Origin of the sequence: Rhodanobacter lindaniclasticus (assembly GCF_004799035.1) — a bacterium.
Taxonomy (GTDB): Bacteria; Pseudomonadota; Gammaproteobacteria; order Xanthomonadales; family Rhodanobacteraceae; genus Rhodanobacter; species Rhodanobacter lindaniclasticus.
This window is the reverse complement of sequence record NZ_MWIO01000025.1, coordinates 37,974-52,381: the sequence shown is the minus strand read 5'-3', so window position 1 is coordinate 52,381 and position 14,408 is coordinate 37,974. Positions and strand designations below refer to the sequence as shown.

Below are 14,408 nucleotides of genomic sequence, written 5' to 3'. Positions count from 1 at the left end.
CTGGGCGCTTGGTCGCAACGTGGAGCACGGCGTGGAGACAGATCGCGAACCCGAATTCCTGCCGCACGACGGTCCGCTGCGCGAAGACGTGGGCAGGCTCGGCGCCATGGTCGGCCGGATGCTGGCCGAGCAGGGTGGCGAGGCCTTCTTCGAGCGGGTCGAGCAGGTGCGCACGGCGGCGATCCGGCGGCGCGCCGAGGGTGCCTCCACCGACGAGCTGGCGCATTCGCTGGCCGGCCTCGAACCCGACCGTGCCGAGGCGCTGGCGCGGGCGTTCGCCACCTATTTCCACGCGGTCAACACCGCCGAGCGGGTGCATCGCATCCGCCGTCGCCGCGACTACCAGCGCGAAAGCGACCAGGTGCAGCCCGAGTCGCTGCTGGACGCGCTGGGCCAGCTGAAGGCGCAAGGCGTGGATGCGGCCGAGTTGCTGGGCTGGCTGGATCGGCTGTGGATCGAGCCGGTGTTCACCGCGCATCCCACCGAGGCCGTGCGCCGCTCCTTGCTGGAGAAGGAGCAGGCCATCGTGCGTTCGCTGGTCGACGGTTTCGACCCCGCGCGCACGCCGCAGGAGCGCGCCGCGGACGACGAGCGCATCTACATGGCGCTGTCCGCCGGCTGGCAGACCGCCGAGGCCTCGCCGATCCGGCCCACCGTGCAGGACGAACACCACCATGTCGGCTTCTACCTGGCCAATCCGCTGTACCGGGTGGTGCCGGCGCTGTACGAGGCGCTGGCCGAGGCCTTGCAGACGGTCTACGGCGTGGCGGTCGAGCTGCCGCGCCTGCTGGGTTTCGCGACCTGGGTCGGCGGCGACATGGACGGCAACCCGAACGTCGGCGCCGACACCATCGCCGCCAGCCTGGCCACCCAGCGCGCGCATGTGATCGAGCACTATGTGGCGGATGTTGCCGACCTGGCGCGCCTGCTCAGCCAGACTGACGGCCGGGTGCAGGTGGCGCCTGCGCTGCGGCAGCGGCTGGCCGATTATCGAGAACGTTTTCCGCGGGCCGCCGAGCGTATCCGCCCGCGCCACGCCGACATGCCGTACCGCTGCCTGCTCACCCTGATCGGCGCGCGGCTGGAGGCCAGCCTGCGCGACGAGGACGCCGACGGCTACGCCTCGTCCGCCGAGCTGCAAGCCGACCTGCAACTGATCGCCGACAGCCTGATCGCCCACCGCGGGCTGCACGCCGGCGCCTACGCGGTGCAGCGGCTGGTCCAGCGCGTGCGCACCTTCGGCCTGCACCTGGCGCGGCTCGACGTGCGTCAGGATTCGCGCGTGCACGATGACGCGCTGGCCGCGCTGTTCGACGACAAGGGCTGGGCCGCGCGGCCGGCCGCCGAGCGCACGCGGCAATTGCGCGACTACGCCAGCGGCGATGCACGCTTCGCGATCAGCCACGCCGAGGTGGTCACCGCGCTGTACGACGTGTTCGCCACTCTGGGCGACACGCGCCGGCGTTACGGCAGCGAGGCGGTGGGGCTGTACGTCATCAGCATGGCGCGCAGCGCGGCCGACGTGCTGGCCGTGCTGGCGCTGGCGCGCTATGGCGGGCTGGTGCAGGACGACAACGTGCCGCTCAACATCGCGCCGCTGTTCGAGACGGTGGACGATCTGAAGAACGCGCCGGCCACCCTGCAGGCGCTGCTCGATGATCCGGTCTATCGCCGCCACCTGGCGGCACGCGACGACCAGCAGTGGGTGATGCTGGGCTACTCGGACAGCGGCAAGGACGGCGGCACGCTGGCCTCGCGCTGGGGGCTGCAGCGCGCGCAGGTGGAGTTGCTGGAGGTGGCGCGCCGGGCCGGCATCCAGCTGGCCTTCTTCCACGGCCGCGGCGGCTCGGCCAGCCGCGGCGGTGTGCGCATCGCGCCGGCGCTGATGTCCTCGCCGCGGGGATCGGTGGCCGGCGTGCTGCGGGTGACCGAGCAGGGCGAGGTGATCCATCGAAAATATGGCATCCGTGCGCTGGCGTTGCGCAACCTGGAGCAGACCGTAAGCGCCGTGCTGCGGGCCTCGCTGCGCCCGCGCGCCGACGACCCGCGCGAGGAGCAGTGGCGCGCGCGAATGAACGTGCTGTCGGCTGCCAGCCGCGAGACCTACCGCACCTTCGTCGAGCATGCGCACTTCGTGGAGTACTTCCGCAGCGCCACGCCGATCGACGTGATCGAGCGCATGACCCTCGGCTCGCGCCCGGCCAGCCGGCGCAGCATGCAGGGCGTGCAGGACCTGCGCGCGATCCCGTGGGTGTTCGCCTGGACCCAGTGCCGCTCGATCCTGCCCGGCTGGTACGGCCTCGGCAGCGCGCTGCAGCGCGGCATGCACGAGTTCGGCGAGCAGGCGATGGCCGAGATGGCCAGCGACTGGCCGTTCTTCAGCAACATGCTGGACGACGTGGAAATGGTGCTGGCCAAGTGCGACCTCGACATCGCCGAGGCGTTCTCGCGCCTTTCCGGGGCGCTGCATGAGGAGATGTTCGGCCTGATCCGCGGCGAGTTCGAACGCACCCGCCGCGCGCTGCTGCAATTGAACGGCCATCGCGCGCTGCTGCAGGACGCACCGCGACTGGCTGCCTCGATCCGCCTGCGCAACCCGTACGTGGACCCGATGAGCCTGCTGCAAGTCGATCTGCTGCAACGCTGGCGCGAGAGCGACCGCGAGGACGACGCGCTGCTGCAGGCCCTGGTCGCCTGCGTCAATGGTGTTGCGCAGGGGCTGCAGAATACCGGCTGAGGGCGGCAACGGCAGGCGTGGCCCGCGTCGGCGGGTGCGGGACATCGGCCCCGGCATGCGCGTACGAACCCGGACACGGGTGTCCGCTGGCGAACGACGCCGGCGCCCGGCAGGGCGCCAAATCCTTGTGCGGAGCGCGTTCGGCGTCGTGGCACGGGGCTTGCTCTCCCCGCTCCATGGACATGGCCAACCCCACCCTGAAATTGCGCAAGCGCCGGCGGCGGCTCCTGCTCGCCGCGGCGCTCGGCGTGCTCGTCACGATGCTGGCCGTGTTGCTGCTGCGCCTCGGGCCGGCGTTGCCGCGGGCCGATCGTGCCAGCTTGTGGATCGACACCGTGCAGCGCGGCGACATGCTGCAGGAGGTACGCGCCACCGGCACCCTGGTGCCACGCACTTCGCGCTGGCTGGCGGCGGCCACCGCCGCCCAGGTGGACCGGATCCTGGTGTGGCCGGGCACGGTGGTGAAGCCGGACACCGTGCTGATGACCCTCGCCAACCCCGAGGTGCAGGACAGCCTGCGCAACGCCCAGGCCCAGGTGGCGGCGGCGCGCGCCGAGGTGGCCGCCCGGCGTGCCGAACTGCGGTCGCAGTTGCTCGACCACCGCTCGGCCCAGGCGCAGGCGCAGGCCGACTACGCCTCGGCCAAGGTCAAGGCCGATGCCGACGCCAAGGCCGTGGCCCGGCACCTGATTCCCGAGGTGCGCTACGAACAGGAACAGATCGCCCTGGCCCAGTTGAAGAACCGCCTGCAGGTCGAGCAGCAGCGCGTGCGGGCGTTCGGCGGCAGCATGCAGGCGCAGCTGGATGCGGTGCAGGCGAAACTGCTGCAGCAGCAGAGCAACCTGCAACTGCGCCAGCGCCAGGCCGATGCGCTCCGGGTGCGCGCCGGCATCGCCGGCGTGCTGCAGGAGGTGGCCGTGCAGGAAGGTGCGCAGGTCGCCGCCGGTGCCAACCTGGCGCGGGTGGCGCGCACCGACGTGCTGATCGCGCGATTGCAGGTGCCTGAAGTACAGGCCAAGGATGTATTGATGGGCATGGCGGTGAACGTGGATACCCACGACGGCGTGATTGCCGGCAAGGTCGAACGCATCGATCCGGCGGTGCGCAATGGCAGCGTGCAGGTCGACGTGACGCTCACCGGCAAGCTGCCGGCCGGCGCGCGCCCGGATCTCTCGGTCGATGGCCGCATCCGCATCGCCGAACTGCACGACGTGCTGTCGGTAGGGCGTCCTGCGCTGGCTGCCGCCGGCAGCGACCTCAGCCTGTTTCGCCTGGATCCCGACGGCGACACCGCCACCCGCGTACCGGTACGCATCGGCAGCGCCTCGGCCGATCGCGTGCAGGTGTTGCGTGGATTGAAAGCCGGCGACAAGGTCATCCTGTCCGACACCAGCCAGTGGGACAAATATGACCGCCTGCGCCTGCGCTGAACCTCGCCAACCAACCGGAACACTCCGAACAGGGACCACCGCATGAACGAACCGGCCTCCGTCATCACCCTCGACAGCATTCGCAAGGTATTCCAGACCGACGAGGTGGAAACCCATGCGCTTGCCGACGTGCATCTGTCCATCGCGCGCGGCGAGTACGTCTCCATCTCCGGGCCGTCCGGCTGCGGCAAGACCACCCTGCTGTCGATCCTCGGCCTGCTCGACACCGCCAGTGCCGGCCGCTATGTGCTGAACGGGCATGACGTCGCGGCGCTGAACGCGGCCGAGCGCGCGCGCATCCGCAACGCCGAGATCGGCTTCATCTTCCAGGCGTTCAACCTGATCGGCGACCTCAGCGTGCAGGAGAACGTGGAGCTGCCGCTGACCTATCGCGCCGGCATCGGTGCGAGCGAGCGCCGCGAGCGCGTGCAGGAAGCGCTGGAACGCGTCGGCATGTCGCATCGCATGCGCCACTATCCGGCGCAGCTCTCCGGCGGCCAGCAGCAGCGCGTGGCGGTGGCGCGCGCGCTGGTCGGCCGGCCGGCGATCCTGCTTGCCGACGAGCCCACCGGCAACCTCGATTCGCGCAACGGCGAGGCGGTCATGGCCCTGCTCGACGAACTGCACAAGGGCGGCGCCACCCTCTGCATGGTCACCCACGACGCGCGTTACGCGGAACTCGCGCAGCGCAAGATCCGCCTGTTCGACGGCCGCGTGGTCGACGAGGAAACCTACGAGCGCCTGCGCCATGAAGACGAGCAGCGCCTGGATGCGCTGATCGGCCAGCGCGTGGAAGTCGGCGCGTGAACGTCTGGCTCGCGGAGATCTGGAGGGCGTGGCGCGCCAGCCTGCGCCGGCCCGGCTTCCTGTTGCTGGCTGCCGGCGTGCTGGCCCTCGGCGTCGGCGCCAGCGTGGCGGTGACCACGCTGATCCAGAACAGCTTGTGGCGGCCGCTGCCGGTGCCACAACCGTCGCAACTGGTGGTGCTGGGCCAGATCCGTGACACCAGTCAGGTGGGCGGCATCTCGCCGCACGAATACCAGTACCTGGACAAGCTCGACGGCGTGGCCTCGCTGGGCTTGTGGTGGCCGGGTTCGATGGTGAATGTCGCCGGCGTGAGTGCGCCGGCGCAGGTGCCGCTGATCCGCATGGACCAGGGGTTGCTGCCCACGCTGGATCTGCAGCCGGTATTGGGGCGCAACTTCGATGCGCAGGAGGATCATCCGCACGGCCCGCCGGTGGTCATGCTCGGCTACGGCTTCTGGCTGCGCGGCTACGGCGGCGACCGCAGCGTGATCGGCCGCAGCCTGCGGGTGGAAGGCGTGCCGCACACCATCGTGGGCGTGCTGCCGGCCGCCTTCAACACGGTGCTGGGGCCGGGCGACGTGGTGTTGCCGACGGCGGTGCCGGTGGGCAGCCGCGATTACAGCCACAACGGCACCCTGGCGCTGGCGCGGCTGGCGCCCGGTGCCGAGATCGCCGCGGTGTCGGCGCAAACCGATGCGCGCGAGCGCGCGATGTACCGCGACATGGGCATGGGCGGCAACTGGAAGAAGCCGCGCTTCGGCGCCCTGCATCTGGCGTCCGTCATGCGGCATGACGCGCGGCCGATGCTGCTGCTGTTCATGGCCAGCGCGATGCTGGTGCTGCTGATTGCGCTGGTGAACCTCGCCAACCTGATGCTGCTGCGTGCGTTGTCGCGCAACCACGACGTCGCAGTGCGCGGCGCACTGGGTGCGCCGCTGCTGCGGCTGATGCTGCCGGCCTTGGGCGATGGTCTGCTGGTGGGTGGCGCGGGCGCGCTGGCGGGCATGGCGTTGGCGATGACGGGCCTGGCCTTGCTGCAAGACTTCATTCCCGCCGAGTGGTTGTGGGGCGGGCGCCTGCATGTCGATGCTTCAGCGTGGCTGCTGGCCTTCGCGGTGGGCATGCTCGGCGCGCTGCTGGCAGCGGGGTTGGCCCTGTGGCGCAGCCGCAGCGCGACCACGGTGGACGAATTGCGCGAGGGCGGCCGCAGCGGCATCAGCCTGCGCAGCGGGCGGTTGGGCCGCGTGCTGGTGGTGGCACAGGTGGCGCTGGCGGCGGTGCTGCTGTGCGCGGCCGGCGTGTTCATGCACGGCCTGTACGACGCCTCGCGGCTGCATCTTGGCTTTGCCGACGGCGATGTGCTCACCTTCGACCTGGCGCCGGTGCGGGCCGATTACCCGGACGTCGCCTCGGTGTGGGCCATGTCGCAGCGGCTGGTGCAGCGGCTGCGCGTGATTCCGGGTGTCGCCGACGCCGTGGTGACCACCAACCTGCCCGCCAGCAACGGCATGATGGGTCAGCTGCAAACCACCCTGCACACACCGGACGGGCAAGAATTCGCGTCCCAGTACCACGGCATCGGGGATGGTTTTTTCCGCCTGTTCTCCATCCCGCTGCTCGAGGGGCGGAGCTTCACGCGTGACGACACGGGGGGAGGCGAGTTGGTGGCCATCGCCAGCCAGGATCTGGCCGACAGGTATTACGACGGTCATGCGGTGGGCAAACGGATCGAGATGACGGGCGTCGACGACAAGCTCATTTCGCTGCACATCGTCGGCGTGGTGGGCGCCACTTACCAGAAGGGGCCGTTGCAGCCCATGCAGCCGGTGCTGTATGTGCCATTGGCGCAGATGCCCGATCCGGTGATGGGATTGGTTCGTCACCTGGAGCCGCTGCGCTTCGCGCTGCGCGGCCATGGCAACCCGATGGACTGGCAGGCTGGCGTGCGCGCGGCGCTGGCCGGGATTGCGCCCGAGCAGCCCATCGCCAACCTGCGCACGATGCGGAACGTCGTGCAGCAGACCACGGCGAGCGCACGGCTCAGCCTGTGGCTGATCGGTCTGTTCGCCGCGCTGGCGCTGCTGCTCGCCGCGGCCGGGCTGTACGCCGTGATGGCGGTGGCGGTGGCCGCGCGCGAACGCGAGTTCGGCGTGCGCATGGCGCTGGGTGCCAGACCTTCGCGACTGCTGCGGCTGGTGCTGCGCGGCGGCTTGCTGCAGATTGCGGCGGGGCTGGTGCTGGGCATGGCCGGGGCGTGGCTGGTGGCGCGTGCGGTATCGCAGGTGCTGATGGGGTTGATCGGCCGCGCCGGTGCGCTGGACCCGCTGGTGATGGCCGGGGTGAGCGTGGTGCTGGCGCTCGCCGGCCTGCTGGCCTGCATGCTGCCGGCGCTGCGTGCGGCACGCGTGGCGCCGATGCGCGCGTTGAGGGGAGAGTGACGATGATCGTGCGTGAATTTCGCGAAGCCTGGCGGCGGCTGGCGCGGCGGCCCGGCTATGCGTTGCTCTCGGTGGCGGTGCTGGGCGTGGGGCTGGGGGTGACGCTGTTCCTGTTCAGCCTGGTCAACACGCTGATCCTCGAACCGCTGCCGGTACCGCATCCCGAACGCCTGATGGCGCTGGGCGAGCCGTCGCACAGCGGCAACGGCATCGACAGCCTCGACAGCGACCAGTACCTGGCCCTGCGCGACGGCCTGCGCAGCGCCGACGAGGTGGGCGCCTACGTCCCCATCGGCGCCGGGGTGGAGGAAAACGGCGGCGCAAGGTACTACCCGGGCAGCCGCGTGACCGCCTCGATGATGCCGCTGCTGGGCGTCACGCCGTTGCTGGGGCGCGGCCTGCTGCCGTCGGACGAGGCGCCCGGTGCCCCGGACGTGGTGTTGCTGGGCGAGAGCCTGTGGCGGCGCGGCTTCAAGGCCGATCCGCACATCGCGGGCCGGGCGGTGCGGATCAATGGCGAATGGGCCACCGTGGTGGGCGTGTTGCCGGCCAGTGCGGCGTACATGCCGGTCAGCGGCAGCGAGGTCTGGCTGCCGCTGACGTTGCCACCCGGCCAGCACCGCGAAGTCCGGGGCGTGGTTCGCCTGGCGCCCGACCACCAGTTGGCGCAGGCGCGCGCGGAGCTGGACGCGTGGGCGGCGCGCCTGCAGGCCGCGCTGCCGGCGGGGAAGCACACCCGTGGTGTCACGCTCAAACCGTGGAAGTTCAGCTTCGTGCCGGAGGACATGCGCCAGTGGGTATGGCTGATGTTCGGCGCCGCCGCGCTGGTGCTGCTGCTGGCCTGCGTCAACGTGGCCAACCTGCAGCTGGTGCAGACCCTGCAGCGGCGCCACGAGCTGGCGCTGCGTGGCGCGCTCGGCGGCAGCCGCGCGCGGCTGGTGTCCGCGGCGCTGACGGAGAGCCTGCTGCTGAGCCTGGCCGCGCTGGCGGTGGCGTTGCCGATCGTGCACTGGGGCAACCGCTGGATCGTCTCGGTCTACTTCAACGATGCGTCGGGCGCCGCGCCCTTCCATCATTTCGGCCTCGACGGCCGGGTGCTGGTGGCGGCCTTCGTGGCTGCCGTGCTCAGCACCGCGCTGGCGGGCGTGATACCCGCCTGGCGCGCCGCGCGCGCTGACCTGCAGGACGTGCTGCGCGACGGCGGCAAGGGTTCGAGTGCCGGCTTCGCCCGCGTGACCCGGATCATGGTGGTGGCGGAAGTCGCGCTGACCGTGGTGTTGCTGGTGGGAGCGGGCACTTTCTTGCGCGCGGTGGGCAGCGTGCTGTCGCAGCCGGTAGCCGGCGCGGCGCACGCGACACAGGTGCTCACCGCCAACGTGATGCTGCCGGCGGCCAGCTACACCGACGACGCGCGGCGCATCCGCTTCTTCGATGCGGTGGGCGAGCGCCTGCGCCAGGATGCGGGCGTGGTCGACGCCACCGTGTCGGATACCGTGCCCGGCGCGGTGCTGGGCAGCCACGAGGACGTCTCGCTGCCGGGCCACCCGCAGCCCGCGGATGGCTGGCCGCGCGCGCAGATGGGTATCGTCGATCCGCATTTCCTCGGGACCTACGGCGTGCACCTGCGCGAAGGTCGCTTCTTCGACCCGCGCGACCGTGCGGACAGCGCGCCGGTGGCGGTGGTCGACGCTAAGATGACGGCCGCGATGTGGCCGCGCGACAACGCCGTGGGCCGCAAGCTGGTGCTGTGGCCAGGCCGTCCGTTTGCCCTCACCCTGACCGTGATCGGCGTGATCGAGCCCTTGCAGCTGGATGGCGTGCTGGAAAAGTCGCGGCCCAGCCTGCTGCTGCCGCTGGGCCAGTCGGCCGGCCAGTCGCCGCTGCATGCGGTGGGCCTGGCGGTGCGCGCGCATGTTGCTGGTGGCCTTTCCGCGCAGCAACTGGCCGATGCCGTGCACGCGGTCGAGCCGCAGGCGGCGGTGTACGGCGTGCGCAGCCAGGCCGCCGCGATGGCCGAGGCCCGGGTGGGCCTGACCGTGCTCAGTACCGTATTCGGCGCGCTGGGGCTGGTCGCGCTGTTGCTGGCCGGCGCGGGCCTGTATGGCGTGCTGGCGTTTTCGGTGGCCCAGCGCACCCGCGAGATCGGCATCCGCCGTGCCATCGGCGCGGGCAACCGCGCGATCATGCGCGAAGTGGGGCGGCAGCTGCTGTGGCAGCTCGGGCTGGGGCTGGGCATCGGCCTGCTGCTGGCGTGGCCGTGGTCGGCACTGCTGGCCGATCCCGGGCTGCATACGCGGGCGCACGACCTGCGGGTGTTCGCTCCGGTCCTGTTGATCGTGTTGCTGGTGGCGCTGATCGCTTCGCTGGTGCCGCTGTTGCGCGCGCTGCGCGTCGATCCCGCGATCGCGCTGCGCCACGAGTGACGCGGTGTCTTTCGCAGGAACCCGCTCGCGGGCGATGCGATTGATCTTTCGATCGCCCGCCAAGAGCATCGCCCGCGAGCGGACTCCTACCCTATGCTGGAAGACATGACACGCGAAACCCATCCCATCGTGCTGCTGGTCGACGACCAGGCCGACGTGCGCGAGGCGCTGCGCCTGCTGCTGAAGTCCGAGGGCTTCGCCAGCGTGGGCGTCGACGGCCCGGCGGCCGCACTGGAGGCAGTGCGCCAGCGCGATTTCGGCTGTGCGCTGATCGACCTCAACTACACCCGCGACACCACCTCGGGCGAGGAGGGCCTGGCCCTGCTCGATGCCTTGCGCCAGCAGGCGCCGGAACTGCCGGTGGTGGTGATGACGGCGTGGGGCAACGTGCCGCTGGCGGTGGATGCGCTGCGCCGCGGCGCCGGCGATTTCATCGAGAAGCCGTGGGACAACGCGCGGGTGCTCAGCATCGTGCGCACCCAGATCGCGCTGGGCGAAGGCGCGCGGCGGCAGCGCCGGCTGGAGGCGGAGAACGCGCTGCTGCGCGGCGGCGGCGAGGCGCTGATCGCCGAGTCGCCGGCGATGCGGCGGGTGATGGAGCTGGTCGCACGGGTGGCGCCGAGCGACGCCAACGTGCTGGTGCTGGGCGAGAACGGCACCGGCAAGGGCGTGATCGCGCAGGCGCTGCATGCGCAGTCGCGTCGCGCGGCGAAGGCGCTGGTCAAGGTCAACATGGGCGGCATCGCCGAGAACGTGTTCGAGTCGGAGATGTTCGGCCACGTGCGCGGCGCGTACACCGACGCCAAGGGCGAACGCATCGGCCGCTTCGAGCTGGCTGATGGCGGCACGCTGTTCCTCGACGAGGTGGGCAACGTGCCGCCCTCGCAGCAGCCGAAACTGCTGCGCGTGCTGGAGGACGGCGAGTTCGAACGGCTGGGCTCCTCGCGCACGCAGAACGTGGACGTGCGGCTGGTGTCGGCCACCAATGCCGACCTCGCCGTCGAGGTGGAGGCCGGGCGCTTCCGCAAGGACCTGCTGTACCGCCTCAACACGCTGGAGATCCGTCTGCCGCCGCTGCGCGAGCGGCGCGACGACATCCTGCCGCTGGCGCGCGGTTTTCTCGAGCGCAGCGCGCTGCGCTACGGCCGCCACGGCCTGCGCCTGGCGCCGTCGGCCGAACGCGCGCTGCTGGCCTGGCGCTGGCCGGGCAACGTGCGCGAACTGGGCCACCTGATGGAGCGCGCCGCGCTGCTGGCCGAACAGGACCTGGTCAGCGACTCGGCGCTGGCGTTCGGCCCCGGTCCGGCCGGCGGCAACGCGTCCGCGGCGCTGGAGGACATGACCATCGAGCAGGCCGAGGCACACCTGGTGCGGCGCGCGCTGGAACGCCACGGCGGCAACCTGCAGCACGCCGCCGACGCGCTCGGCATCACCCGCCAGACGCTGTACCGGAGGCTGGAGAAGCACGGCCTGCGCGATCCGTCGCCCGACGATGCCGACTGACCCCGCCCGCCGCAGCGGCCAGCTGCCCGCGTTCGAGCGACGCGTGCTGCTGGGCAGCTGGCTGGTGGCGCTGCCGGCCCTGCTCGGCATGCTCGTGCTGCTGTCGGTCGGCGTGCCCGAGCGCGCCTTGTGCTGGCTGCTGGCGATCGCCGTGCTGCTGGCCACCGCGTGGGTCGCGCGCTGGCAGCATCGCCGCGTGGTGTATCCGCTGTACACCCTGGCCGGCCTGCTCGAGGCGCTGCGTGAGGGCGACTACAGCATGCGCGGCGTGCAGGGCGGCGTGCTGGGCGGGGCGATCTACGACATCAACGCGCTGGCCGACCGCCTGCAGCAGGAGCGGCTGCAGTTCGAGGATGCCTCGCGCCTGCTCGGCAAGACGCTGGCCGCGCTGGACAGCGCGGTATTCGTGTTCGACCACGACGCGCGCCTGCGCCTGCTCAACCCGGCCGCGCAGCAGCTGCTGCGCCGCGACCGCGCCGCGTCGCTCGGTCGTCGCGCCGACGAGATCGGTCTTGATGCGCTGCTTGCCGGGCCGAATGCGCAGGTGATCCGGCACGCCTTTCCCGGCCGCAGCGGCCGCTTCGAGATTCGCCACTCGCCGCTGCGCAACGAAGGCCGCAGCGGCCAGCTGCTGGTGATCAACGACGTCGGGCGCGTGTTGCGCGAAGAGGAGCGTCAGGCCTGGCAGCGCCTGCTGCGCGTGCTCGGCCACGAGGTCAACAACTCGCTGGCTTCGATCCATTCGCTGGCCGGCACGCTGGCTACCCTGATCGCGCGCGAGCCGCTGGCCGAGGACTGGCGCGAGGATACACGCGGCGGCCTGCAGGTGATCGGCAACCGCGCCGAAGCGCTCGGCCGCTTCCTGGCCGGCTACAGCAAACTGGCGGCCTTGCCGCCGCCGCAGAAACGCGAGCTTGACCTGGCCGCACTGGTACCGGCGGTGGCGCGGCTGGAACAGCGCATGACCGTGGCCGTGGAGGAGGGCGCGCCGCTGCCGGTGCAGGCCGATCCTGACCAGCTCGAACAGGCGCTGATCAACCTGCTGCGCAACGCCATCGAGGCCAGCCTGCCCACCGGTGGCACCGTGCTGATGCGCTGGCGCAGCGAGGGTGAGCGCGCGCTGATCGAAATTCTCGACGACGGTCCGGGTTTGCCCGGCAGCGACAACCTGTTCGTGCCGTTCTTCACCACCAAACCCGGCGGCTCCGGCATCGGCCTGGCCTTGGTGCGGCAGATCGCCGAAGCGCACGAAGGCGGCGTCAGCCTGAGCGCTCGCGACGACGCCAGCGGAGCCCTCGCAACCCTGTGGCTCCCGCTGTCGTAGGAGCCTGCTCGCAGGCGATGCCTTGTTCCGAAGTCTCTTGGCGCAGAAGCATCGCGCAAGCGGGTGCCTGCACAAAACGCTGTCGGCGATATTTTGTGGCGAAGTGAATCCAGCCGGAGCTCTGCCTGCATCCAAGCTTCCGACACCGCGGGGTACCGCGGGGCCGGCCTCGCCTTCCGCATGCGAGTGGACTGGATTTGCACAGGAACCTCAGAATGGACAAGCCCAACCGAATCGTGCCGCCCGGCGCCCGCCGCTGCCGCCAAGTCACGCTTCTCGCACTTATCGCCTTCGCGACCGCTTCCTTCGCGGCCTCGGCTTCCGCTTCCGCGGGCCTGCCCGATACGCCTGCAGGCAAGCTCGGTGGCGAGCTGATACGTCATGTGAATACCGATACTCCCGAACAGATCCGGCAATGGGCGGCAGCGGTTCTGTCGCCTGCGATGGACCAGACCGACCAGGCCGATTTCGTCAGCAGCCTGGTTTCGGCGGCCCGTGACAGTGGCGGCATGGACCTGGCCGACGTGCGCAGCAACCCGCATCAACCGGGCCTGCTCCAGCTGGCCGTGAAAACGCACCGTACCGGGCAATGGGCGTTGTTCGTCGTGGCCGCCGATCCGGCGCATGCCGGCAAGCTCGCACAGGCGAGCATCTTCCCGATGGATGATCCGGCACTCTATGCCGGCTGGCCGAAAGGCGCGGTATCGCACGCGGAGATGGCGCGGCTGATCAGGGCGGCGCTCGATCGTCTGGTGCGGACTTCCGATTTTTCCGGCTGCCTGACGGTTTCCGACGGAGGCAAGACGGTATTCGACGAATGCAGGGGACTCGCCGAGCGCAGCTTCGGCGTTCCGATCGATCACCAGACGAAATTCGCTGTCGGCTCGATCGGCAAGATGTTCACCGCCGTGGCGATCGCCCAGCTCGTCGAAGCCGGCAAGCTGTCGTGGGATGCCACGCTTGACCAGCTGGTACCGGAGTATCCCGATCATGCGGCGGCGAAGCACATCACCGTGTGGGAGCTGTTGCATCACACGGCGGGTCTGGGCGATTTCCTGGTGCCGGAGTTCTTCCGGCAGCGGGAGAAGTACGTCAATCCTGTCGACTACCTCAGCCTCATCGCCCGGCAACCCAGGGTGGGCGAACCCGGCAAGGCATGGAACTACAGCAACGCCGGCTACATGCTGCTCGGCCGCATCATCGAGAACGTCTCCCGCGAGAATTATTTCGACTATGTCCAGCAACACGTCTTTGCACCCGCCGGCATGACGGCCAGTGGCTTTGACGGCGTGGAGGACATCACGCCGAAACTGGCGGTCGGCTATTTCCACGAGGAATTGTTTTCAAGCACGTGGAAAGCGGCCTGGCTGAAACTCGGCTTCAAAAGCGGTCCGGCAGGCGGTGGCTATTCGACCAATGCGGACCTCCTGCGTTTCGCCGGCGCATTGCACAAGGGCAAGCTGGTCAAGCCAGCGACCCTGGCCAGGATGTTCGATGGCGAAGTGCCCGCCGGCCCCGGAGGGTATGCGGCCGGCTTCGGCGATCGCCTCTCGCACGGCCGTCACATCCGTGGGCATGCGGGCGGCATCGAGGGTACGGATGCGAACCTGCAGATGGTCTGGGAAACCGGGGCCGCCGTGGCGCTGACCAGCAACGAGGGGCCAGCGCAAACGTGGTTGCTGGCCGAGCACATCGCCGACCTGCTCGCCGCCGAGGGCGTGAAACCCTGAGCGTGCGGCGGGTATC

Annotated in this window: 8 protein-coding genes; all 8 read left to right on the top strand. The window is 70.4% G+C overall.

The features are described from left to right. Positions 1-31 precede the first annotated feature (31 nt). The 8 genes from ppc to B1991_RS08150 all read left to right on the top strand — a co-directional run bounded on the left by ppc (position 32) and on the right by B1991_RS08150 (position 14,392). A complete protein-coding gene (gene ppc / locus B1991_RS08185) occupies positions 32-2,737 on the top strand; it encodes a phosphoenolpyruvate carboxylase (protein WP_136258232.1) in 2,706 nt (901 codons plus the stop codon). Positions 2,738-2,919: 182 nt separating this feature from the next. After that, positions 2,920-4,167 carry an efflux RND transporter periplasmic adaptor subunit gene (locus B1991_RS08180; protein WP_246031101.1) on the top strand — a complete coding sequence of 416 codons (1,248 nt, stop codon included), beginning with the start codon at positions 2,920-2,922 and terminating at the stop codon, positions 4,165-4,167. Positions 4,168-4,209: 42 nt separating this feature from the next. After that, positions 4,210-4,974, top strand: a complete 765-nt coding sequence (locus B1991_RS08175) for an ABC transporter ATP-binding protein (protein ID WP_136258230.1) — start codon at positions 4,210-4,212, stop codon at positions 4,972-4,974. Continuing rightward, the gene (locus B1991_RS08170) at positions 4,971-7,412 is read left to right on the top strand and encodes an ADOP family duplicated permease (RefSeq protein WP_136258229.1); all 2,442 of its coding nucleotides are present in this window, start codon (positions 4,971-4,973) and stop codon (positions 7,410-7,412) included. Before B1991_RS08175 ends, B1991_RS08170 begins: the two co-directional genes overlap by 4 nt. A gap of 2 nt (positions 7,413-7,414) precedes the next feature. Then, positions 7,415-9,835: an ADOP family duplicated permease gene (locus B1991_RS08165; protein ID WP_136258228.1), complete on the top strand. Its 2,421-nt coding sequence runs from the start codon at positions 7,415-7,417 to the stop codon at positions 9,833-9,835. A gap of 105 nt (positions 9,836-9,940) precedes the next feature. After that, entirely contained in the window at positions 9,941-11,338 is a 1,398-nt protein-coding gene (locus B1991_RS08160) for a sigma-54-dependent transcriptional regulator (protein WP_136258227.1), read from the top strand. After that, entirely contained in the window at positions 11,328-12,662 is a 1,335-nt protein-coding gene (locus B1991_RS08155) for a sensor histidine kinase (RefSeq protein WP_136258226.1), read from the top strand. The genes B1991_RS08160 and B1991_RS08155 overlap by 11 nt, the downstream gene beginning before the upstream one ends. 215 nt (positions 12,663-12,877) lie before the next feature. Next, on the top strand, positions 12,878-14,392 hold the full coding sequence (locus B1991_RS08150) for a serine hydrolase domain-containing protein (RefSeq protein WP_136258225.1): 1,515 nt from the start codon (positions 12,878-12,880) through the stop codon (positions 14,390-14,392). Positions 14,393-14,408 lie beyond the last annotated feature (16 nt).